Origin of the sequence: Burkholderia sp. NFPP32 (assembly GCF_900119325.1) — a bacterium.
In the GTDB taxonomy this organism is placed as follows: Bacteria; Pseudomonadota; Gammaproteobacteria; order Burkholderiales; family Burkholderiaceae; genus Burkholderia; species Burkholderia pyrrocinia_C.
In genome coordinates this window covers 211140-233122 of record NZ_FPJP01000004.1, presented here as the reverse complement: position 1 = coordinate 233122, position 21983 = coordinate 211140, and the positions used below count along the sequence as shown (strand labels likewise).

The following is a 21983-nucleotide window of genomic DNA, read 5'->3' as shown; positions in this document are numbered from 1 at the left end:
AACGCGGGCGGATGTGAAAACGGTGACGCTTCGGCGTCGCCGTTTTTTTTGGGGCGGTTGCTTCCGGGCATCGAACGGCCCGTCAGAGAATGCCTTTCTTGCGCGTCGACAGCGCGGTTTCCGACAGGTCGATCTCGCGGATCAGCTTCGTCAGCGTCTCGTCGGAAATCCTGCTCTCGCTGCGCATCCGGTACAGCACCGAGCGTTCCGCGCGCACGGCCGCGATCCGCATCTGCAGCTCCATCGTTTCGCTCTGCTTCGCTTCCGCGCGCGGCGTGGGGCCGTCCTCGGCGAGCGCGGCGAGCCGGCGGCGGTACTGGTCCATCACGCGCGCGGAGATGTCCGCGCAGCGCGCGGCGCCCGATTCGTCGAGATCGGCCGAGATCGCGTCGTGCGACGAGTCGATCGCGCGGATCGCGGCCTGCGCGGCGGCCGCGCGTGCGGTGCGTTCCTCGTCGGCGAGCGGGTTGCGCGACGAGCGCACGCCGCGCAGCAGCAGCGGCAGGCCGATCACCGCGACGACGAGCGAGCCGAGGATCACGGCCGACGCGACGAAGATCGCTGTGTCGCGCCCGGGCAGCGGCGCGCCGTCGGCGAGCGCGACCGGGATCGACAGCACGCCGGCGAGCGTGACCGCGCCGCGCACGCCGCCGACCGTCATCACCGCGATCGTGCGCACGCCGGCCATCGTGCCCGCGAGGCCCTGGCGCGCCGCGCGGCGGCTCGCAATCCAGCGCAGCAGCCAGACCCACAGGAAGCGGATCGCATACAGCGCGATCATCATCGCGCACACGTTGAAGATCATCCGGCCGACGAGCGCGTCGCTCGTATGGTGCGCGTCGACGAGCGCGCGGCCGATGATGTGCGGCAACTGCAGCCCGAGCATGATGAACACCATGCCGTTGAACACGAACTCGATCATCGCCCACGTGCTTTCGGCGCGCACGCGCGACGCGACGGTGCTTTTGCGCGAGAAGCTCGTGTAATTCATCATCATCCCGGCCGACACGGCCGCGAGCACGCCCGACAGGTCGAGGTGCTCGGCGAACAGGTAGGCCGCGAACGGCACGAGCAGCGTCATCACGATGCCGGGGGCCGGGTCGCCTTCCTGCTCGGCGTTCAGGAAGCGCGTCGACAGCGCGCTGAACCCCCACGACACGATCGCGCCCGTCGCGAGCCCGCCGGCGGCGACGATCACGAACGTGACCGACGCGGCGCGCAGCGAGAACACGCCGGTCAGCGCGGCCGCGATCGCGAACTTCAGCGCGACGAGGCCCGACGCGTCGTTCATCAGCGCCTCGCCTTCGAGGATGTGCATCAGTTGCGGCGGGATCCTGCCACGGCCGGCGATGCCCGACAGCGCGACCGCGTCGGTCGGCGACAGCACGGCCGCGAGCGCGAACGCGATCGGCAGCGGCAACTCGGGAATCAGCCAATGCGCGAAGTAGCCCACTGCGAGTACCGTCATGAACACGAGCCCGAATGCGAGCATCAGGATCGCGCGGCGCTGCAGGTACAGCTCGCGTTTCGGAATTCGCCAGCCGTCCGCGAACAGCAGCGGCGGAATGAACAGCAGCATGAAGATTTCGGGATCGAACGTGACGTGCAGGTTGAACTTCGGCCACGCGAGGATCGCGCCGAATGCGATCTGCATCAGCGGCAGCGGCAGTTGCAATGGCAGGTTGCGCGTGACGGCGCCGGACAGTGCGACGGTCAGCAGCAGGATCAGGACTGTGAAGACGATTTCCATCGATACGGCGAATGCGGGGAATGAAACGATCGTACGGAGTGTAGCGTGCCGCAGTGACGGCTGCGCTCAAGCGGCCGGTGCGTGCGCACGAAAATGGTGCGTCGGATGCGCGCCACGCTGGTGCGGCAGCCCCGCTCACCCGCGCGGCGCATGGGTCGTTCGCCCCTTGCACGGAGCTTGCTTGATGCTGGGCAGCCGTCCGGCACCGACCGGACAACCGAGGGTCCAACCAAGACATTGCACGCGCCGTCCGTTTCGTCGGTCGGCGCGTTCGAGTGCTTCACCAGGAGGAAGGTATGACGATCGTGCAACAGGAGCGTCCGGCCGCCGCGTCGCCGTACCGGTTCGAGCGGGAGATGAGCTCCGGCCTCGAACGTCTGGCGACGCAGCATCGCGACCTGACGCTCACGACCGTGTTCCAGCCGATATTCAGCCTGTCGCACCAGCGTGCGATCGGCTACGAGGCGCTGTTGCGCGCGCACGATGCGCTCGACCGCCCCGTGTCGCCGCTTGACGTGTTCGGCGAAGCCGCGCGCCAGGGCGAACTGCTGCAGCTCGACCGGCTCGCGCAGGCGCTGCATCTCGAAAACTTCGCGCTGTTCGGCGCCGAGCGCGAGTGGCTGTTTCTCAACGTCCATCCGGGCGTGCTCACCGACCCGTTCCAGGCGGCCGCGCTGCTCGCGAACCTGAAGCGGCTCGGCATGCCGCCGCGCCGCGTCGTGCTCGAAGTGCTCGAACAGCGTGCGGACGACGTCGAGCGGCTCGCCGAGGCCGTGCGCGAATTTCGCACGCACGGCTTCCTGATCGCGCTCGACGATTTCGGCGCCGGCCACTCGAACCTCGAGCGGATCTGGCAACTGAACCCGGACATCGTGAAGCTCGACCGCATCATGCTGTCGCACGCGGCGCACCGCACGGGGCTCACCGCGATCCTGCACGGGCTGGTGACGCTGCTGCACGAGGCCGGCAAGCTCGTGCTCGTCGAAGGGATCGAGACCGAGCACGAGGCGCAGATCGCGCTGTCGTGCGAGGCCGATTTCGTGCAGGGCTACTACTTCGGCCGCCCGGCGCCGGGGTTGCCCGACAGCGCGGCCGCGACGGCCTGCATCGGCGAGCTGACCGAGCGCTTTCGTCAGCAAACCGAAGCGCGCGAGCGGCGCGACGCGCAGCGAATCGCGCCGTACCTGCGCGCGTTCGAGCGTGCGGCCGAGCGCCTCGCGGCCGGCGAACCGCTCGACGAGGTGTGCTGGAACTTCCTCGCGCTCGACGCGGCCGCGCGCTGCTTCCTGCTCGACGCGCACGGCCGGCAGTCGGGCCGCAACGTCGTGCTGCGCGCCGATCGCGCGCTGAGCGAGGCGCGCTTCTCGCCGCTGGCGGACGCGCAGGGCGCGAACTGGCTGCGCCGGCCGTATTTCCGCTCGGCGATCGCCGAGCCGGGGCGCGTGCAGGTCACGCGGCCGTACCTGTCGATCAACGAGGCGCAGCCGTGCGTGACGCTGTCGGTCGCCGTGCGCGTCGGCGATGCGCAGCGCGTGCTGTGCGGCGATATCGACTGGGGCGACGACGAGGCGGACGCCGGCTAGCACCGCGTGCGTACCGCATGCGGCGATCCGGACGATCGGCACGCATCGGCCCGGGCCGGCCGTTGCGTTCCCCGCGTGCTTCCCCGAAAATGGCGCGATCGCGGCCGTCGTGACCGCGATCGCGCCGCCCCGGGGGCCACCATGGCGGCGAATAAAAGGACAACACAATGAAAAGATCGATTTCGCTGACCATCCTCGCATGGGTCATCATCGTGACCAACGCGATCACGTGCGTCTATACGCCGTTCTCGATCGGCATGCCGACCACCCAGGCGCTGCTGTCGCACTACCTGCTGCCCGTCTGGGCGACGCTCGGCATCAGCGTGATCATCGAAGCCGCGAACGTCGTGATCGGCATCGCGATCCTCAAGGGCCGCGAGTGGTCGCGCAAGGCGTACGTCGCGACATCCGTGCTCGGCTTCGCGTTCTCGTTCGTCAACATGCCGCCGTCGATGTTCGCGGTGCTGATTCCCGGCTTCCTGCTGTTCGCGCTGTTCGTCTACCTGCTGTTCCGGCGCCCCGCGACCGCGTATTTCCGCCAGGCACTCGCGTGAGCTTCGTGCGCAACGCGCTGGCGGTCGTGCTGTTCACGATCGCGGGCATGTGCGTGATCGCCGCGCAGATGGTCGCGTTCATGAAGATCGGGCATACGGCGGCGATGCTCGTTTTCGTCGCCGTGCTGTTCGCGTTTTCGGCCGCGCTCCTCGCCGCGGGCGCGTTCGCCGGCGCGTTCCGGCCGCGTGCGCGGGGCGCGGGCATCGCGCTGCTCGTCGCGACCGCGGCCACCGCGTTCGGGATGATGGGCTGGGCGTCGCTGCTGCTGTCGCCCGGGATCGTCGACTTGATGCAGCAGCAGGGCGTGGACGTGAACGCGCGGATGTTCCGGTTCGCGCCCGGTGCCGTGGCGACGGCGTTGTCCGCGCTGGCCGGCGTCTGGCTCGTGCGGCGCGGCTGATACGCGCGGCGGCCGGCACGCTGGCGCCCGTCGCGCCGCTCGGCTAGGATGCGCGAATTGTCCTGACGAATCGCGAGCCGCCGATGAACCGAAACGCCGCTTCCTCCGTCCTCCTCGAAGTGATCGCCACGACCGTCGGCGATGCGAAGGCCGCCGCCCGCGCGGGCGCCGATCGCCTCGAACTCGTGACCGCGATCACCGAAGGCGGGCTGACGCCGAGCGTCGGCCTGATCGAGGCCGTCGTGGCCGCCGTGCCGATTCCCGTCAACGTGATCGTGCGCCCGCACAGCCGGTCGTTCGTCTACGACGCCGACGACCTGCGCGTGATCGAACGCGACGTGCGCGCAGCCGTTGCGGCCGGCGCGAACGGTGTCGTGTTCGGCGCGCTCGACGCGCGCGGCGACGTCGATCTCGGCGCACTGGCCCGCATCGCCGCCGCCGCGGATGGCCGCGCGCTGACGTTCCACCGCGCGTTCGACGTGTCGCGCGACCTCAACGCCGCGTTCGACGCGCTGCTGCGCGTGCCGGCCGTCACGTCGGTGCTGACGTCGGGCGGCCATCCGTCGGTGCTCGACGCGGCCGCGACGATCACGCGGATGGTGCGGCAGGCCGAAGGGGCAACGTGCACGGTGCTGGCCGGTTCGGGGCTCACCGTCGATGCGGTCGGCGATTTCGTCCGGGCCACCGGCGTGCGCGCGGTGCATTTCGGCTCGGGCGTGCGGCCGCGCGGCGAGGTGCTGGCACCCGTCGACGCACAGCTCGTCGAGCGGGTGCGCGCGGCGCTCGACGGCGCGGCGGCACACGTGTGACGCTCGACGGCGTGCGCAGGCGCGTCGAGAAGACCGTGATCCGAGCCGCGAATAGCAACGCGGTGCAGACGATCGGGTGAAAAAAAGCCGGGGCGTGCCCCGGCTTTTTCGTTCGCAGGTCCGGCCCGACGGCCGTTTCGCTTACGCGTTGTCCGACAGCGCGTCGGCCTGGCTCGCGCGGATGCCGAGGCGCTCGAACAGCGCGCGGTCGCGCTGCGTCTGCGGGTTGCTGGTCGTCAGCAACTGGTCGCCGTAGAACATCGAGTTCGCGCCGGCGAGGAAGCACATCGCCTGCATCGCGTCGTCGAGCTGCTCGCGACCGGCCGACAGGCGCACGACGGCCTTCGGCATCGTGATGCGCGCGACCGCGATCGTGCGCACGAATTCGAACGGGTCGAGCGGCGCGGTGCCTTCGAGCGGCGTGCCTTCGATCGCGACGAGGTTGTTGATCGGCACCGATTCCGGATACGGGTTCAGGTTCGCGAGCTGCGAGATCAGGCCCGCGCGCTCGCGGCGCGATTCGCCCATCCCGATGATGCCGCCGCAGCACACGTTGATGCCCGCGTCACGTACGCGGTCGAGCGTGTCGAGGCGGTCCTGGTACGTGCGCGTCGAGATCACCTGGCCGTAGAACTCCGGCGACGTGTCGAGGTTGTGGTTGTAGTAGTCGAGGCCCGCGTCGGCGAGCTGCTGCGCCTGTTCGTCCTCGAGCATGCCGAGCGTCATGCAGGTTTCGAGGCCGAGCTCCTTCACGCCGCGCACCATCTCGGTCAGCGCCGGCATGTGGCGCTCTTTCGGGTTGCGCCACGCGGCGCCCATGCAGAAGCGGCTCGCGCCGTTCGCCTTCGCCGCGCGCGCGGCGTCGAGCACCGTGTCGACGTCCATCAGCTTCTCGGCCTTCAGGCCCGTATCGTGATGCGACGACTGCGAGCAGTAGCCGCAATCTTCCTCGCAGCCGCCCGTCTTGATCGACAGCAGCGTCGACAACTGCACCGCGTTGGCATCGAAGTGCTCGCGATGCACCTGCTGCGCGCGGAAGATCAGGTCGTTGAACGGCAGTGCGAACAGCGCGACGACGTCGGCGACGCGCCAGCGCTGCGGGGCCGGTGCGGCCACGGGAATCGCGTCGGGTTGCACGGCGGCGGTCTGGGCTTGGGTCATTTCGTTTTCCTGTCCTGGGCGGGATTGAGGGATCGGTTGGGTCAATGCTGCGCGGCGCGCAGCGACTCGACGAGCGCGGCGATGTCGAGCATCGCCGCGGCGGATTCGGGAGCGGCCGGGCTCAGGTGCGCGATGCGGCCGAGCAGCGGCGCGCGATGCTCGCGCGCGAGCCAGTCGCGGATCGTTGCGACGTTCTCGTCGGCGAACGACATCGCCGGGTCGACATGGTTCGCGACCCAGCCCGCGAGCGTGAGGCCGCGTTGGCGAATCGCGTCGGCCGTCAGCAGCGCGTGGCTGATGCAGCCGAGCCGCACGCCGACCACCAGCACGACCGGCAGGCCGAGCGCGACCGCGAGATCGGCCGTGTCCTGCGTGTCGTTCAGCGGCACGCGAAAGCCGCCGACGCCTTCGACGACGACGATGTCCGCACGCGTCAGCGCTTCGCGGTGGCACGCGACGATCGTGTCGAGGTCGAGCGTCACGCCTTCCTGCGCGGCGACGATATGCGGCGCGGCCGGTGCTTTCAGCAGGAACGGCGTGCGCAGTTCGGGCGGCAGCACGACGTTCGCGGCCGCGTCGAGCTGGTCGGCATCCTCGTTGTGCCAGACGCCGTCCCGTTCGTACGCGCCGGCCGCGACCGGCTTCAGTGCAGCCGTACGCAGGCCGTGCCGCGCGAAGCCGTGCAGCATCGCGGCCGACACGAAGGTCTTGCCGATTTCAGTGTCGGTGCCGGTGACGAAGAGCGAGAGCGGCGCCGTCATGCTGCTGCCTCGCTGGCTTCGATCAACGCGGTTTCGAGCCGCGCGAGATCGTCGAACGAGTGCGCGGCCGACAGCGACACGCGCAGCCGCGACGTGCCGGCGGGCACCGTAGGCGGCCGGATCGCGGGCACCCACAGACCGTGCGCGTCGAGCGCGCGCATCGCCGCGAGCGTCGCGTCGTTGCTGCCGATCACGAGCGGCTGCACGGCCGTGTGCGAATCGACCGGCTGCCAGCGCGTGTTGCGCAGCAGCGCGCGCGTGCGCTCGATCAGCGCGGCGAGATGCGCGCGGCGCGCGTCGCCTTCGTCGCCCGCGATCAGCTTCAGGCTGGCCGATACCGCATGCGCGACGGCCGGCGGCGCGGCCGTCGTGAAGATGTAGCTGCGCGCGCGCTGGATCAGCCATTCGATCACGGTTTCGTGCGCGATGACGAATGCGCCCGCGACGCCGGCCGCCTTGCCGAGCGTGCCGACGTAGACGAGATTCGTCGAACGCAGCGCGGCGGCCGCAAGCGCGCCGCGGCCCTGCGGGCCGAGCACGCCGAAGCCGTGCGCGTCGTCGACGACGAGCCATGCGCGGTGGCGTTCGGCCAGCGCGACGAGTTCGGCGACCGGCGCAATGTCGCCGTCCATGCTGAACACGGTGTCGCTGACGATCAGTTTCGTTTCGGCATCCGATGCTTCGAGCAGCGCGGCGAGCGCGGCCGTGTCCGCGTGCGGGTAGACCTGCACGTTCGCGCGCGACAGCCGCATGCCGTCGATCAGCGATGCGTGGTTCAGCGCGTCGGAGAAGATCGTCGCGCCTTTGCCGGTGAGCGCAGTCAACGCGGCGAGGTTCGCCATGTAGCCGGTACTGAAGTACAGCGCGCGCGGTGCGTCGGAGAAGCCGCCCGCGAAGCCCGCGAGTTCGTCCTCGAGCTTTGCGTGCGCGCGCGAATGGCCGCCGAGCAGGTGCGAGCCGCCGCTGCCGGAACCGTAGCGCTGCGCGCCTTCGGCGAACGCGGCGACGAGCACCGGGTGCGCGGCGAGGCCGAGGTAGTCGTTGCTCGCGAAGCCGACGATCTCGCGGCCGTCGACGGTCATGCGCGCGTCGCACGCGGTGTCGGCGATGCGGCGCACGCGGCGCAGCCCTTGCGCGTCGAGATCGGCGAGGCCGCGCTGCAGCGTGTCGAGCAGGGATGTCGTCATCACGAGATCTCCGCGAGCGTTGCGTCGAGCGTGTCGCGCGTGCGCTGCGCGAGCCACGCGATGTCGTCGTCGCTCATCACGTACGGCGGCATCAGGTACACGGTCGTGCCGATCGGGCGCAGCAGCAGTTCGCGTTCGAGCGCGCGTTCGAAGAAGCGCCGCGAGAAACCGCGCGCCGCGTCGCCGTCGAGCGCGACGTCGAATGCGAACAGCGTGCCGCGTTCGCGCAGGTGGCGCACCTGCGGGTGCGCGTCGAGCGGCGCGAGCGCGGCGCGCATCGCGGCCGACTTGCGTGCGTTTTGCGCGAGCACGTCGTCGCGCGCGAACAGGTCGAGCGTTGCGACCGCGGCGCGGCACGCAAGCGGGTTGCCGGTGTACGAATGCGAGTGCAGGAAGCCGCGCGTCGTATCGTCGTCGTAGAACGCCGCGAACACGTCGTCGCGCGTGAGCACGAGCGACAGCGGCAGGTAGCCGCCGCTGATGCCTTTCGACAGGCACATGAAATCGGGCCACACGCCTGCCTGCTCGCATGCGAAGAAAGTACCCGTGCGGCCGCAGCCGACCGCGATCTCGTCGGCGATCAGGTGCACGCCGAATTCGTCGCACAGCGCGCGCAGCCCGCGCACGTACGACGGATCGTGCATCGCCATGCCGGCCGCGCACTGCACGAGCGGCTCGACGATCAGCGCGGCGATCCGGTCGCCGCGTTCGACGAACAGGCGCCGCACGTCCGCGAGCGCGCGACCCGCGACGTCGGCGGCCGTCTCGCCCGGCAGCGCGCCGCGCGCATCGGGCGACGCGACGACGTGCGCATGGCGGATCAGCGGGTCGTACGCGTCCTTGAACAGCGCGACGTCGGTCACGCCGAGCGCGCCGATCGTCTCGCCGTGATAGCTGTTCGCGACGCAGACGAATTCCTGCTTGTTCGCGCGGCCGCGGTTGCGCCACGCGTGGAAGCTCATCTTCAGCGCGATCTCGACCGCCGACGCGCCGTCCGACGCGAAGAACGCATGGCCGAGCGTGCGCGCGGTGAGCGCGTGCAGCCGCTCGGCGAGCTCGATCGCGGGCTCGTGCGTGCAGCCGGCGAGCATCGCGTGCTCGAGCGTGTCGAGCTGGTCCTTCAGCGCCGCGTTGATGTCCGGGTTCGCATGGCCGAACAGGTTGACCCACCACGAGCTGATTGCGTCGAAGTAGCGACGGCCTTCGCGGTCGTACAGCCACACGCCCGCGCCGCGCGCGACCGGGATCAGCGGCAGGCGTTCGTGGTGCTTCATCTGGGTGCAGGGATGCCAGACCGCGCGCAGGCTGCGCGCGACCCAGTCGTCGGTGGCTGGCGTACTCAAGGCAACTCCGAAGGGTAAAACGGCCGCGCGGCATCGACGGGATGCCGCGCGGCAGATTCGAAAACGCGCTGAGATTAGCGTGTTCCGCGACACGTTGCACTAGCGGTTACAAACGTCGCAAAGCCTTGCCGGGCGGGAGTTCGGCGCAGATCGGGGCTACTCGGAACGGTACGGTTCAGATGCCCTGAAATGAGCGCAGATAACGACGTTCGAGTGACACCCCCCGACAGAGAAAATCGCGGGACGGGGCGCGGTGCGATCGCGAAAAATCGGGGATCGAAGGGGGCCGGCAAAACGGGGCGATGCCACGCGCGAACCGCGGCGGCGGAATGGTCTGCTGAATCCGGGGGATCAGGCTGCCGGAACGGCGGGCGATGGCGTGATGGCGCGAACGCGCGAATACGGCGGCGCGCGATGCGATCGCGCACGGAAGAATGAGGCGGGAAGTGGAAGGGAGGCGAAAAAGGCGCGGCGTACGGCCCGCCGCGCGTCAGCGCGAAGCCAGCGCGTGCGTATCGGTGTCGTGCGTGCTGCCGTCGCCGTTGTCGGCCGTCTGCGTCGTGTTCGCGTTCCACACGACGCGGTCGTTGACCGCATACAGCCGGCACGCGCCCGCGCCCTGTTTCGCGCAGTTGTCGAGCGCGAGCGCCATCGGGTCGTCGCCGCCTTCGGCCCACGACCACGCGCCTTCCGACGACACCGCGAACGCCCGGCTGGGATGCTGGTTCAGGAAGCGGCGATAGCCTTCGCGGCCGGCTTCGTCGACATACGGCACCGCGTTGACCGCGTCGATGGCCGCATAGCCGGTGGCCTTCGGTTCGTGCGGGTTCGCGACCGCGTAGCGCACCGAGGTCGGCAGGTTCAGCTTCTCGAGGAACGCGTTGACGGCCGGCCACCAGACCGGCACGCCGTCGCGATCGACGATCAGCCGGTGCGCGTCGTCCTTGTAGCGGCCGAAATCGATGAACTGGGCCTGCGTGCCGTGCGACACGTACGCGTCGTGCATTTGCGCGACGAGCCCGGGCGTCCACACCGAATCGTTGTCGCCGTACAGCCACAGCGACCGCACGGCCGTGCGTGCGCCGTACTGGTCGAATGCATCGACCAGGTTGCGCTGCCAGCCGTCGCAGAGATCCTGGCGCAGCCCGCCGGAGAAGTTGATGATGCCGCGCACGCCCGGTGCGGCTTCGGTGCCGTACGCAACCGACACGAGGCCGCCGTGCGACGTGCCGGCGACGACGATGCGCGACGCATCGACATACGACTGGCGCGACATATAGCGCACCGTCGCGTCGACGTCGGCGGCCTGCGCGAGCCCGTTCTTGCCGACGTTGCAGCCTTCCTGCTGGTAGGTGCCGCCCGAACCGGCGAAGCCTTGGCGGTTCGGCGCGATCACCGCATAGCCGCGGCGCACGAATTCGCGTGCGAACGCAAGCGGCCGGCTGCGCGGCTGCAGATGGAGATCGCCGGTGTTCTTGCCGTGGTTGAAGACGACGAGCGGGAACGGGCCGGGGCCGTCCGGCTTGAAGAGCGTCGCCTCGAGCGTGACGGAGCCCGAAGCATCGGCCGGAATGCGGAGGATCTGTTCGTTGAGGCCGGCCGCGACCTGCGGCAGGTTCGAGCCGCCGTAATCGAAGCGTTCGGCGTGGGCGAGCGACCCGCTTGCGGTGCCGGCACCCGTATTTGCGTTCGGCAGCGTACCGGCCTGAGCGGCCGACAGCGCACCGGCCGCCATCCATCCCACCAATACCTTGCTGAACGCCATTCGTAAGCCCTGCCATGCAACATGACCAATCTGACGGCCATCCTAGCCTGACAAAATCAGGTTGTGCAATGCGGGAATTACCCGGCGTCTGACACAGCAACTATTTGTCAGCGGTCGCTTACTTCGCCGTCGACATAGCGCCAGAAACCGTGCTCGTCGCGCTCGAAACGGCTCGTCTCGTGGAGCCGGTAAGCGCGTCCGCCAACCTTGTAGCGGGCCACGAATTCGACCTCCGCGTGCCGTTCGTCGAGCGGCACATGGCGTTTTACCGCGAGGCCGAGCCAGCGCGGCGCGTCGGGTGCCTCGGGGTCGGTGTCGAGATCGGGCGGGCAGGTGCGCGCGGCCCATGTCGCGCGCAGGTAGCCGGTCGCGCCGAGCACGTACGCGCTGTACCGCGAACGCATCAACTCGAGCGCGGTCGGCGCGGCTTCGCCGCCGTCGATGAAGCGGCCGCAGCAGGCCGCATAGCGCGGGGCCGGCGCTTTGCCGGCGGGAGCAGGGGACGCGCCGCCGCACGGGCACGCGTCAGGTCGGTTCAAAATCATGCGAAACGGGAATTAACGACGCTCGGTTGTGACCGCGGCTTACCAGTTCAGCTCGATGCCGTCGTACTGGAAGAAACGGCCGTTTGCCTGCGACACGTCGGCGCCGGCTTCGGCGATCACGCGGCGCATGCCGGTCACGCTGGTTTCCGGATCGATCGCGGCCTGCGCGCCGCCCATGTCGGTGCGCACCCAGCCGGGATGCAGCGAGATGCACGCGGCGTGGCGCGTCTGCAGCGACGCGATGCGCAGCACGTCGTTCAGCGCCGCCTTGCTCGCGCGGTACAGCCAGCCGGTCGTGCCGGTCGCCTCGGCGATGCTGCCCATCCGGCTCGACACGACGGCCAGCACGCCGCGCGCATCCTCGACGAGCGGCAGCAGGATCGGCAGCAACTGCATCGGCCCGCGCACGTTCGTATGCATCACCGCGTCGAAATCCTCGGCGGCGATCGTCTCGACGCCTTCGGTGCGCGGCCCGTAGACGCCCGACACGAGCACGGCCGCATCGAGCCGTTCGCCGTCGAGCTTCCAGCCGAGCGCCGCGATCTGCTCGGGCTGCGCGATGTCGAGCGCATGCGCTTGCGCGCCGAGCGCGCGCAGCGCGGCGAGCGACGCTTCGTCGCGCGCGGTGGCGATCACGTTCCAGCCGTCACGCCGGTATTGCCGGACGAATTCGCGGCCGAGGCCGCGCGATGCGCCGACGATCAGTACGGTTTTCATGTTCGCCGCTCCTTTGCAGTGCCGTGGTGACGGCGTCAGGTCAGTTCGATCCAGGTTGCCGTTGTGTCGCCGCCGACACGGAACGCGTGCTTACTCCGCGTCCGTGCAAGGCTTCAGGGTATCGACCACCGCCTGCGCGACTTCGTTCATTTGCGCGGCATCGGCGGCGACCATGTCGTTGTCGGGCGCATGCTGGCCGCCCGCGGTCAGCGCGGCGACGCAGCGCTTGTAGGTTTCGTCGAGCGCTTCGAAGTTCGACACGGCCATCCCGAGGTTGCGCATCCGGCCGTCGTGCACGCCGTACACGAGCCCGTGCACGGTGAGCGACTGGCCGCGTGCCCATGCGTCGTTGACGATCGTCGTGCGGCACACGTTGACGACCTGCTCGATCGCGTTCAGCTCGATCAGGCGGCGATAGCGCGCCTCGCCCACCGGCCATTCGTCGAGCAGCGCCGCATGGCGCTCGCGCACGTCCTGCACGTGATGCAGCCAGTTGTCCGCGAGGCCGACGCGGCGGTTGTGCAGCGCCGCGTTCACGCCCGAGCAGCCGTAGTGGCCGACGACCATGATGTGCTTCACGCGCAGGATGTCGACCGCGAACTGGATCACCGACAGGCAGTTCAGGTCGCTGTGCACGACGACGTTCGCGATGTTGCGGTGGACGAACACTTCGCCCGGCGGCAGGCCGATGATCTGGTTCGCGGGCACGCGCGAATCGGAGCAGCCGATCCACAGGTATTCCGGCGCCTGCTGGTCGGCGAGGCGCGTGAAGAACTCGGGATCGTCGGCGAGCTTGCGCCTGACCCAGGCGTCGTTGTTGTCGAACAGGTGCGAGAGCGGGTTGACTGGAGTGTTCATCGGTGTGGATTTCGTTTTCGGAACTCGGGTCGATGTCGGGTTCGGTGTAACCGGCGTCAGGCGGCGCGCTGCGCGTCGCCTTCGCCGTCGTTCTGGTCCGTCGCGCCGAAGCGCTCCGGGTAGCGCACGCAAAAGCGCAGCGCGACGTCGTACGGATGAAAATCGGGCAATTCGCCCTGCAGCAGCTTGTCCTTGCTCGACTGCCACAGCACGGGATCGAAAAAGTCCGCGTGATGCTTCATGAATACGTCCCGCACGCGCGGGTCGCCGAGCAGGAACGGCCCGTAGGTTTCCGGAAAGATGTCGTGCGGGCCGACGGTATACCACGGTTCGCCGGACATCTCGTCTTCCTCGTTGCGCGGCGGCGGCACGCGGCGCACGTTGCAGTCGGTCAGGTACTCGATCTCGTCGTAGTCGTAGAACACGACGCGGCCGTGGCGCGTGACGCCGAAGTTCTTGTACAGCATGTCGCCGGGGAAGATGTTCGCCTTCATCAGCTCCTTCACCGCGTTGCCGTACTCCTTCACGCCGTGCTCGATGTCCGCGTCGGTGCCGTTCTGCAGGTACAGGTTCAGCGGCGTCATCCGGCGCTCGATGTACAGGTGCTTGATCACGAGATTGTCGTCCTCGTATTCGAGCAGCGACGGCACTTCCTTCTCGAGCTCGCGCACGAGCGCATGGTCGAGCCGCGCGAGCGGCAGTGCGACGCTCGAATACTCGAGCGTGTCGGCCATCCGTCCGAGGCGGTCGTGGCGCTTCACGAGCTGGTACTTCTCCATGATCTGCGCGCGCGTCGTTTCCTTCGGCGGCGGGAAGTGATCCTTGATGATCTTGAACACGTACGGGAACGACGGCAGCGTGAACACGAGCATCACGAGGCCCTTGATCCCGGGCGCGACGATGAAGCGGTCGCTCGAGTGCGACAGGTGGTGCAGCAGGTCGCGGTAGAACAGGTTCTTGCCCTGCTTCTGCAGGCCGACCGACGTGTAGATTTCCGCCTTCGGCTTGCCGGGCATGATCGTGCACAGGAAGTCGACATACGCGGAGGGCACGCCCATGTCGACGAGGAAATACGAGTGCGAGAAGCTGAAGATGATCTGCAGCAGGTCGCGGCGCAGCAGCACGGTGTCGAGCGCGAGCAGGCCCGGGCGCACGTGGCGGATCGGCACCGCGAACGGCAGCACGCGATCGGCATTGATGATGCGGCCGACGATGTATGCGCTCTTGTTGCGGAAGAACAGCGACGACAGCACGTGGATCTGGAAATTCGGCGCGGCGTCGAAGTGGCCGAACTCGTCGTGGATCGCCTGCATCACGCACGCGGTGTCGCGCTCGAGATCCTCGAACGGCGGCTCCAGCTGAAAATTCGTGACGATGCGCTCGAGCGTGACCGCGAGCCCGTCGGTGCCCGGGTAGTACGCGCGGTAGGTCGGTTTCGCGGCCGGTTCGTCGTTCTCGAGATACTCGGTCGAGATCGCCGGGCGCACGAAGATGAAATCGTTGTTGAAATACGAGCGGTGCAGGATCTTGCAGCACACCGAATTGAAGAACGTCTCCGCGCACTCGGGCTGGCGGTGCGACGTGAGCAGGCCGATATAGTGCAGCTTGATCTGCTGCCAGACTTCGTCGTCGATGTTCTCCGCGTCGTATTCGTCTTCCAGCACCTCGACGCACTCCTGCACGCGATCGTCGTACGACGTGATCCGTTCGCGCGCGAGCCGCTGCAGCCCGTGCCAGTCGGCGCGCTCGTACAGCGTCTTCGCGTCGACGGCCGCTTCGCGGAAGATCCGGTAGTGGCGGTCGAAGTTTTCGAGCATCGTCTGCGCGACGTCGAAACCGATCTGCGACGACAGCAGTTTGGGGAAGTGATTCATTGCGTGCAGGCTCGTTCAGGAGGGGCTGTAAGCACTCGCCATTTTAGCGCCCAAGCGGGCGGATCAAAGACTTTGCGGCGACGCGTGGCCGGCCGGCAAGCGGCGGGTTATCCGTCGTTGGGTGCCGTTCGGTGCATCTTCGCGTAAAGATACGGGTACGGAACCGATTCTGGCACGAACTTTTTTGACGGGCCGGCGGCCGCCGGGCACGCGTTTCGCGCGACGGCGATAGAATCGACGCACCGCCCGCCGCGGCCTGCCGCCGGCGCGCATTCGCACCGATAACGACGAGACGCCCCACCGATGAACGCACTGGAACACCAACTCGACTATCCCTTCGCTGACACGCTGCCCGCCGCGGGCGACACGTTCGAGGTCGCGCCCGGCGTGCGCTGGCTGCGCATGCCGCTGCCGTTCTCGCTCGACCACATCAACCTGTGGATGCTGCGCGACGAGATCGACGGGCAGGCCGGCTGGACGATCGTCGATTGCGGGATCTCGTCGGACGCGATCCGCACGCACTGGGAGCAGATCTTCGACGCGCATCTCGACGGACTGCCCGTGCTGCGCGTGCTCGTCACGCACTGCCACCCCGATCACTTCGGCCTCGCGAACTGGCTGTGCGACGGCGGCGACAAGGGCCGCTGGAACGTGCGGTTGTGGATGACGCTCGGCGAATACATGTTCGGCTGCCTGATGGCGGCGGGCAACGGCTCGAACGCGGGCGGCGCGGCCGCCGCCGATCATTTCGCGCGCCACGGGCTGACCGATCCGGCCGCGCTCGACAAGCTGCGCAACCGCCGCAGCTACTACTCGGATCTCGTGCCGGCCGTGCCGCCGCGCTACCGGCGCCTGCGCGAAGGCGATGCGGTGACGATCGGCGCGCGCACGTGGCGCGTCGTCACCGGCTACGGCCATTCGCCTGAACATTGCGCGCTGCACAGCGAAGCGGACGGCGTGCTGATCTCCGGCGACATGGTGCTGCCGCGCATCTCGACGAACGTGTCCGTGTTCGACCTCGAGCCGGAAGCGAACCCGCTCGCGCTGTACCTGCAGTCGCTCGGCCGCTACGAGACGATGTCGCCCGACACGCTCGTGCTGCCGTCGCACGGCAAGCCGTTCCGCGGCGTGCGCACGCGCATCGTGCAACTGCGCGAACACCACGACGCGCGGCTCGACGAAGTGCGCGTCGCGTGCGCGGAGAAGCCGATGAGTGCGGCCGACATCGTGCCGATCATGTTCCGCCGCCGCGAGCTCGACATTCACCAGATGACGTTCGCGCTCGGCGAGGCACTCGCGCATTTGAACCTGCTGTGGCTCGCGGGGGAGCTCGTGCGCGAGCAGGGCGGAGACGGCGTGCTGCGTTTTGCGCGCCGTTGAGCGGGGTATCGATGAAAGTGTCCGTGGCGCTTTTTGTAGAATCGTCGGCGTCAACCTGAATACCCTCGATGAATCATGCCGCATAGCGTTTCTCTTGCCGATGTCATTACGCTTGCGTCAATCCGCGAGCTGGCCGACCCGAAATCCTTCGCACGTGGCGAGGCTTATTACCACGATGGCGTCGTTTCGCGACTGACCGAGCGCGACGGCTCGGTATCGGCGACCGTGCGCGGCACATACCGCTACCACGTCGAACTGGCGGCGGACGACGACGGCACGCTGGATTATTCGTGCAATTGCCCGGTCGGCGAAGACGAGGTGTTCTGCAAGCATGCGGTGGCCGTTGCGTTGTCGTGGCTCGAAAACAGCGGCGAGGAAGTCTTTCATCGCGACGTACCTGAGACGGTGCGCCCGAGACGAAAGCGCAAGACCTATGCGGAACTGATTCATGAGTATCTGGCGACGCTGGACGCGGATGCGTTGCGGAACTGGTTGCTCGACGCGGCCGAACGCGACAGGTCCTTGCGCGACAGGCTGTTGTTCGAGGCCCGCGCCGCGAATGCCGACGACATCTCGAGCCTGAAGGCTGCGGTCCGCCAGTTGGCGCGCGTCGCACGGCCGCTCGGCTGGGATGAAGCGCACCTTTACGGAGAAAACCTTTTCGAGTTGGCCGGCATGTTGCGCCGGCAACTCGACGGTCCGCATGCCGTGCACGTGGTCGAGCTGACCGAACTCGCGATCGCCGATGCGGAGGCGAGCCTCGAACAGATCGACGACTCGGATGGCAGCGTGGCGCCCGGGTTCCACGAGTTGGCCGAACTGCATCTCGATGCATGCCGGCGGACACGTCCGGACGCCGTCCAGCTTGCCGAACGCTTGTTCCGCCTGCAGGTCGACGGGCAGTGGGATACGTTCCGCGGCGTGCTGCCAGCCTATGCGGAACCGCTGGGCGACGCAGGATTGAGCCGCTATCGGGAACTGGCCGAGCATCAATGGGCCGCGCTGCCCCCGCTGCCGGCGGGGCGGGACGATCGGCGTTCGTATGATTCGGTACGCTTGAATCTCGAGCATGCGATGGAATCGCTGGCGAGGCACGACGGCGACGTCGACGCGCTGATTCGCATCTGGTCGAAGGATCTGTCGGCGTCGTACCGATTCGCGCAGATCGCGGAATTGTGCGCGGAGCATGGCCGCTTCGACGAAGGGCTGGCATGGGCCGAGCGCGGGTTGCGCGAAGCGGGCGATCGTCGCGATTTGCGTCTTCTGGGCTTCTGTATCGACGAATACTTGCGTCGCCGCGAATTCGATCGGGCCGATGAACTCGCGTGGCAGCGTTTCGACGATCATCCAACGGCGGAAGCATTCTCGGCGTTGATGAAGGTCGCAAAGGTGACGAAGCGACGCGATGCCGTGCGGGAGCGCGCGGTTTCGCATCTGCTGTCTCTCGCGCGGAGCCAGGAAGCGCCGACCCGGGCCGGCCACGCGCGCCGGGGCTGGCAGCCTTCGGCACGCACCGAACTCGTCAAGCTGCTGCTTGCGGAAAAGGACGACGCAGCGGCGTGGGACGCGTTTCGCGGCGGACCGGTCGAGACCGGCATATGGCCGGCGATGGCGGCCGCACGCGCGAAGACGCATCCTGCCGATGCGATCGCGCTGTATCACCGGTTGTTGCCGATCGCCGTCGAACGCGGGGCCGGTGGTGCGCGTTACGACGAGGCGTTTCGCGTCGTGCAGGCGATCGGTGCGCTGCGGGCGGCGCAGCGACAGAAGGCGGAATTCGACATGGAACTCGATGCGGTCCGGAAGACGTATCGCGCGAAGCGCAACTTCATCAAGTTGCTCGCGACGCTCGACGTGCAGCGCGCGTGACCGGCTCGATCGAGTATCGGGACGGAAATCGTATGGAAATCGATACGGCAGCAATCGATGACGCAGTGCTTGCGCTGCTCCAGTTGACTCTGCACGACCACAATCGCGCATGGAAGGGGCTCGATTGGAACGTGTTGAATCGCCTGCACGCGCGCGGTTTGATCGGCAACCCCGTGAGCAACGCGAAATCCGTGGTCCTGACCGACGAGGGTTTGCGCGAATCCAGACGCTTGTTCGAACGGCTTTTCGTTGACCCGGGCAGTCGCGGCGAACCGTGATGCCCCTGCGCTTCACCACGCGACGGGTTCGTAGCGCCACCCGTCGCGATGCCATTGCATCGTGTGCGTCGGTTCGAGCGCCGCGAGGAACGCGGCGTCGTGCGATGCGACCACGATCGCGCCCGGGAAGCCGGCCAGCGCGGTTTCGATCGCGCGCACCGATTCGAGATCGAGGTGATTGGTCGGCTCGTCGAGCAGCAACAGTTGCGCGGGTGAGCCACGCCACAACGCGCACGCGAGCGCGGCCTTCAGCCGTTCGCCGCCGCTCAGCTGTCGTGCAGGCTGCGTCGCGCGCGTCGCATCGAGCTGCAACAGCGCGAGACGACTGCGCAGGTCGCCTTCGGCGAGCGGCGTATCGAGCAGCCCCAACTGCTCGACGATCGAGCGCCCGGGATCGAGCAGCGCGAGCCGCTGGTCGAGATACGCGGCGCTCACGTGCGTCGTGCATGTGCCTGAACGCGGCGCGAGCTCGCCCGCGAGCATCCGCAGCAACGTCGATTTGCCGCAGCCGTTCGGGCCCGTCAGCGCGATGCGCACGGCGCCGCTCGCCGACCATGTGATCGAATCCGAATCCGAATCCGAATCCGAATCCGAATCCGAATCCGAATCCGAATCCGAATCCGAATCCGAATCCGAATCCGAATCCGAATCCGAATCCGAATCCGCATCGCCGGCCACGCGCCACGGCAGTTGCGCACGTTCGAGCGTGAACAACTGGCGACGCGCGCTGACCTCGGTGCCCGGCAGCGACACGAGCACGGGCGCATCGGCTTCGACGCGCGCGGCTGCCTGCTGCACGCGTTCGTCGAGCGTCGCGTTGAATTCGTCCTGATGGCGCCGGACTTGCCCCATGATGCTGCGCGCCGCACCCTTGCGGCTTTGTTTCGCCATCGACGACAGATTGGCCGTCTTCGCATCGCGCAGCGAGCCCGCCGCGTGACGCTGGATCGTGTCGTGTTCCTGTTCGAGCCTGCGCTTGACGCGCCCGCGTTCGGTGCGCGCATGGTCGAGTGCTGCTTGCGCAGCATCCTGTTCCGCGTCGCGTTGCGCGCGGTAGAGCGCGTAGTTGCCGCCGTACGAGCGCACGCGTTGCGGTGTCAGCTCGACGATGCGCTGCACGCCGGCGAGCAGCGCACGGTCGTGGCTCACGATCACGAGCCCGCCGCGCCAGCCGTCGAGCGCCGCGCGCAGCCACGCACGGCCCGGCGCGTCGAGATGATTGGTCGGTTCGTCGAGCACCAGCAGGCCGGCGCCGGACAGCAATGCGCCGATCAGCGCGACGCGCGCGAGCTGGCCGCCGCTCAGCGCGTGCGCGGGCGTGTCGGGTCGCACGTCGTGCAGGCCGGCCGCGTCGAGCGCCGTACGCAGTCGCTCGGCGAGATCCCAGCGATCGCCGATCAGGTCGAAGTCGTGCGGTTCCGCGCGGCCGTTCGCGAGACGCGCAAGCGCGCCGAGCGGCGCATCGAGCGTGGTGATCTGCGCGACGGTTCGCGGGCCGGCCGCAGCGTCGTCGTCGTGCCGTTGCGCGACGTAGACAACCGGCACATGCCGGTCGATCGTCCCCGAACTCGGCGCGCAGCGGCCCGCGATCAGCTGCGCGAGCTGGCTCTTGCCGATGCCGTTGCGGCCGACGATGCCCGTCGGCGTGCGATCGATGGAAAGGTCGAGCGAATCGAACAGCGTGAAGCCGTCGTCGAAGCGGAAGGAAACGTGATGAAGCGCGACGAGCGCGCCGGTGGGCGTGGCTGCAGCCATGAGCACCTCCGAAAATGCGTGAAGACCTTCGCGCGGCGTGCGGGGCACGGCGGCGAAAACATTTTGGGAAGGCTTAGATGTCCACTTTGGCTGGCGTCCGGTATGAGGAATGGGAGCGGAGTGTAGCAAGCGGGGTGCGCGGGCCGCAAGCGAGCGGCGCGAACGCCGTCGCTTGCGCGCCACGGGCGATGGCTCGTTAGCGCACGTCACTTGTCGCGCACGCTGTACCTCGCCAGCGCCTGGGCGAGTGTTCGTCCATCCGGGCCGAGCGGCCGGTCGAGCGCTGCGCACCGGATCTCGTCGGCCGTCCGCGTGTCGCCGGCATGTGTCGCGAGCAGGCTCTCCGTCAGCGCGGCAGACAGACAGGAAGCGTCGAGCCGTCGCGCAATGGCCATGTTTCGCCGCGCTTCGTCGAAGCGGCCCTCGTGTACGCAAAGCACCGCCAGGCCGCCATGCGCGTCGGCGAAGCCGCGATCCAGTTCCGCCGCACGTTCGAAGCGGATGCGCGCGGCGTCCGGATTACCATCGAACAGATAAGCCCACGCGGCGGCGGCCCATGCGCCGGCATGGATTTTCAGTAGATTCGCCGCACGGTCGAGTGTACCGGTGGCGTCCGTGAAGCGTTGCTCCGCGAGATCGACGAGGCCGATGCCGAGCGTGGCGCGTGCACCATCCGGATTGATGGCGTGCGCGCGCCGGAACAGGGCGCGCGCATTGTCGATCGAGCCGGCATCGAGCGCGAGCAAACCGCGAACGGTCAGGCCGTCGACCGTATCCACTGACTGTTCGGCGTAGCGACGCGCGCCGTCGAGATCCGCCGTGTCGAAGAGCGCGGTGGCGAGTGCGCCGTACAGTTCCGGGCTCGCGGCGTGACTGTCGGCATGACGCCGACCGAGCGCAATTGCGTCGTCAAGTTGCCCGAGATGATGCAGCACGCGCAGCTTCAGCGGAATGGCGCGAGACTCGCCGCTCAGCGTCGCGTCGTCGAGCAGTTCGACAGCCTTGCCGAAGCGGCCGAGCATCGCATTCGCGTAGGCCGCGTTATAACGGATAGACGCATCGTCGTGTGTCGTGAGGAGCGGTTCGAGTGCATGCAGAGCGGCGTCGAACCGATGCTGCGACAGCGCCGCAAGGCCTCGCAGGTTCGCAAGCGCAGCGGGCAGCGGCGCACGGGCGGCGTGTCGATCGAGCAGTTCGTCGCACAGTGTGAAGCGGTGCGCGTCGAATGCAGCTGTGGCCGCATCGGCGAGCAGGTTGAGATTGTCTGGGTCCGTTTCGAGGAACGAAAGCAAGCGTTCGACGCGGCGTGCGTCCGGTGCGGGAGGAACAGTCGAGGTTGGCGGTCGGGTCGGCATCGTCAAGATTCCTGATCGATCGGTGCATTGAATGAGGG

General features: G+C 68.1%; 19 protein-coding genes. 7 read left to right on the top strand and 12 right to left on the bottom strand.

Going from position 1 to position 21983, the window contains the following annotated elements; translation table 11 throughout:
• Positions 1–82 precede the first annotated feature (82 nt).
• Positions 83–1750, bottom strand: a complete 1668-nt coding sequence (locus BT264_RS10375) for a Na+/H+ antiporter (protein WP_072437425.1) — start codon at positions 1748–1750, stop codon at positions 83–85.
• 296 nt (positions 1751–2046) lie between these two features.
• Between BT264_RS10375 and BT264_RS10370 the strand changes: the two genes are divergently transcribed.
• From BT264_RS10370 to BT264_RS10355, 4 genes are all read left to right on the top strand, one after another.
• The gene (locus BT264_RS10370) at positions 2047–3333 is read left to right on the top strand and encodes a sensor domain-containing phosphodiesterase (RefSeq protein ID WP_072437423.1); all 1287 of its coding nucleotides are present in this window, start codon (positions 2047–2049) and stop codon (positions 3331–3333) included.
• Between the two features lie 167 nt (positions 3334–3500).
• Positions 3501–3887 (top strand): hypothetical protein, encoded by a 387-nt coding sequence (locus tag BT264_RS10365; RefSeq protein WP_072437421.1) that lies wholly within the window; start codon positions 3501–3503, stop codon positions 3885–3887.
• A complete protein-coding gene (locus BT264_RS10360; protein ID WP_072437419.1) occupies positions 3884–4288 on the top strand; it encodes a hypothetical protein in 405 nt (134 codons plus the stop codon). Before BT264_RS10365 ends, BT264_RS10360 begins: the two co-directional genes overlap by 4 nt.
• A gap of 83 nt (positions 4289–4371) precedes the next feature.
• The gene (locus BT264_RS10355) at positions 4372–5097 is read left to right on the top strand and encodes a copper homeostasis protein CutC (RefSeq protein ID WP_072437417.1); all 726 of its coding nucleotides are present in this window, start codon (positions 4372–4374) and stop codon (positions 5095–5097) included.
• A 141-nt stretch (positions 5098–5238) separates the two neighbouring features.
• Here the strand turns inward: BT264_RS10355 and bioB are convergent, their stop codons facing one another.
• The 9 genes from bioB to aceK form a co-directional block, all read right to left on the bottom strand.
• The gene (gene bioB, locus BT264_RS10350; RefSeq protein ID WP_034179184.1) at positions 5239–6258 is read right to left on the bottom strand and encodes a biotin synthase BioB; all 1020 of its coding nucleotides are present in this window, start codon (positions 6256–6258) and stop codon (positions 5239–5241) included.
• A 41-nt stretch (positions 6259–6299) separates the two neighbouring features.
• Positions 6300–7019 carry a dethiobiotin synthase gene (bioD, locus tag BT264_RS10345; protein WP_072437415.1) on the bottom strand — a complete coding sequence of 240 codons (720 nt, stop codon included), beginning with the start codon at positions 7017–7019 and terminating at the stop codon, positions 6300–6302.
• Positions 7016–8206: an 8-amino-7-oxononanoate synthase gene (gene bioF / locus BT264_RS10340; RefSeq protein WP_072437413.1), complete on the bottom strand. Its 1191-nt coding sequence runs from the start codon at positions 8204–8206 to the stop codon at positions 7016–7018. Before bioF ends, bioD begins: the two co-directional genes overlap by 4 nt.
• Entirely contained in the window at positions 8206–9549 is a 1344-nt protein-coding gene (gene bioA / locus BT264_RS10335) for an adenosylmethionine--8-amino-7-oxononanoate transaminase (protein WP_072437411.1), read from the bottom strand. Before bioA ends, bioF begins: the two co-directional genes overlap by 1 nt.
• A gap of 490 nt (positions 9550–10039) precedes the next feature.
• On the bottom strand, positions 10040–11314 hold the full coding sequence (locus BT264_RS10325) for a dienelactone hydrolase family protein (RefSeq protein ID WP_072437407.1): 1275 nt from the start codon (positions 11312–11314) through the stop codon (positions 10040–10042).
• A gap of 107 nt (positions 11315–11421) precedes the next feature.
• Positions 11422–11859, bottom strand: a complete 438-nt coding sequence (locus tag BT264_RS10320) for a YchJ family protein (protein ID WP_034179179.1) — start codon at positions 11857–11859, stop codon at positions 11422–11424.
• A gap of 39 nt (positions 11860–11898) precedes the next feature.
• A complete protein-coding gene (locus BT264_RS10315; protein ID WP_072437405.1) occupies positions 11899–12576 on the bottom strand; it encodes an SDR family oxidoreductase in 678 nt (225 codons plus the stop codon).
• A 90-nt stretch (positions 12577–12666) separates the two neighbouring features.
• A complete protein-coding gene (gene can / locus BT264_RS10310) occupies positions 12667–13434 on the bottom strand; it encodes a carbonate dehydratase (protein ID WP_034179177.1) in 768 nt (255 codons plus the stop codon).
• A gap of 56 nt (positions 13435–13490) precedes the next feature.
• Complete coding sequence (gene aceK, locus BT264_RS10305) at positions 13491–15308, bottom strand: bifunctional isocitrate dehydrogenase kinase/phosphatase (protein ID WP_072437403.1); 1818 nt, start codon at positions 15306–15308, stop codon at positions 13491–13493.
• Positions 15309–15611: 303 nt separating this feature from the next.
• On the opposite strand from aceK, the gene BT264_RS10295 reads away from it, so the two are divergent.
• The 3 genes from BT264_RS10295 to BT264_RS10285 all read left to right on the top strand — a co-directional run bounded on the left by BT264_RS10295 (position 15612) and on the right by BT264_RS10285 (position 18835).
• Entirely contained in the window at positions 15612–16688 is a 1077-nt protein-coding gene (locus BT264_RS10295; RefSeq protein WP_072437401.1) for an MBL fold metallo-hydrolase, read from the top strand.
• 75 nt (positions 16689–16763) lie between these two features.
• Positions 16764–18557 (top strand): SWIM zinc finger family protein, encoded by a 1794-nt coding sequence (locus tag BT264_RS10290; protein ID WP_072437399.1) that lies wholly within the window; start codon positions 16764–16766, stop codon positions 18555–18557.
• A gap of 32 nt (positions 18558–18589) precedes the next feature.
• Positions 18590–18835, top strand: coding sequence for a DUF6429 family protein (locus tag BT264_RS10285; protein WP_072437397.1), 246 nt, complete (start codon positions 18590–18592; stop codon positions 18833–18835).
• Positions 18836–18847: 12 nt separating this feature from the next.
• Here BT264_RS10285 and BT264_RS10280 read toward each other — a convergent pair whose 3' ends face one another.
• Together BT264_RS10280 and BT264_RS10275 are read right to left on the bottom strand one after the other, a co-directional pair.
• Positions 18848–20590 carry an ABC-F family ATP-binding cassette domain-containing protein gene (locus BT264_RS10280; RefSeq protein WP_072467034.1) on the bottom strand — a complete coding sequence of 581 codons (1743 nt, stop codon included), beginning with the start codon at positions 20588–20590 and terminating at the stop codon, positions 18848–18850.
• 206 nt (positions 20591–20796) lie between these two features.
• On the bottom strand, positions 20797–21945 hold the full coding sequence (locus tag BT264_RS10275; RefSeq protein ID WP_083533977.1) for a tetratricopeptide repeat protein: 1149 nt from the start codon (positions 21943–21945) through the stop codon (positions 20797–20799).
• Between the last annotated feature and the right edge of the window lie 38 nt (positions 21946–21983).

Coding starts and splice junctions, on each gene's coding strand:
- BT264_RS10275 (WP_083533977.1), bottom strand. CDS start 21,945: ATGCCGACCCGACCGCCAACCTCGACTGTTCCTCCCGCACCGGACGCA.
- bioB (WP_034179184.1), bottom strand. CDS start 6,258: ATGACCCAAGCCCAGACCGCCGCCGTGCAACCCGACGCGATTCCCGTG.
- bioF (WP_072437413.1), bottom strand. CDS start 8,206: ATGACGACATCCCTGCTCGACACGCTGCAGCGCGGCCTCGCCGATCTC.
- BT264_RS10370 (WP_072437423.1), top strand. CDS start 2,047: ATGACGATCGTGCAACAGGAGCGTCCGGCCGCCGCGTCGCCGTACCGG.
- BT264_RS10280 (WP_072467034.1), bottom strand. CDS start 20,590: ATGGCTGCAGCCACGCCCACCGGCGCGCTCGTCGCGCTTCATCACGTT.
- BT264_RS10315 (WP_072437405.1), bottom strand. CDS start 12,576: ATGAAAACCGTACTGATCGTCGGCGCATCGCGCGGCCTCGGCCGCGAA.
- BT264_RS10285 (WP_072437397.1), top strand. CDS start 18,590: ATGGAAATCGATACGGCAGCAATCGATGACGCAGTGCTTGCGCTGCTC.
- BT264_RS10290 (WP_072437399.1), top strand. CDS start 16,764: ATGCCGCATAGCGTTTCTCTTGCCGATGTCATTACGCTTGCGTCAATC.
- can (WP_034179177.1), bottom strand. CDS start 13,434: ATGAACACTCCAGTCAACCCGCTCTCGCACCTGTTCGACAACAACGAC.
- BT264_RS10375 (WP_072437425.1), bottom strand. CDS start 1,750: ATGGAAATCGTCTTCACAGTCCTGATCCTGCTGCTGACCGTCGCACTG.
- bioD (WP_072437415.1), bottom strand. CDS start 7,019: ATGACGGCGCCGCTCTCGCTCTTCGTCACCGGCACCGACACTGAAATC.
- BT264_RS10365 (WP_072437421.1), top strand. CDS start 3,501: ATGAAAAGATCGATTTCGCTGACCATCCTCGCATGGGTCATCATCGTG.
- BT264_RS10325 (WP_072437407.1), bottom strand. CDS start 11,314: ATGGCGTTCAGCAAGGTATTGGTGGGATGGATGGCGGCCGGTGCGCTG.
- BT264_RS10355 (WP_072437417.1), top strand. CDS start 4,372: ATGAACCGAAACGCCGCTTCCTCCGTCCTCCTCGAAGTGATCGCCACG.
- aceK (WP_072437403.1), bottom strand. CDS start 15,308: ATGAATCACTTCCCCAAACTGCTGTCGTCGCAGATCGGTTTCGACGTC.
- BT264_RS10320 (WP_034179179.1), bottom strand. CDS start 11,859: ATGATTTTGAACCGACCTGACGCGTGCCCGTGCGGCGGCGCGTCCCCT.
- BT264_RS10295 (WP_072437401.1), top strand. CDS start 15,612: ATGAACGCACTGGAACACCAACTCGACTATCCCTTCGCTGACACGCTG.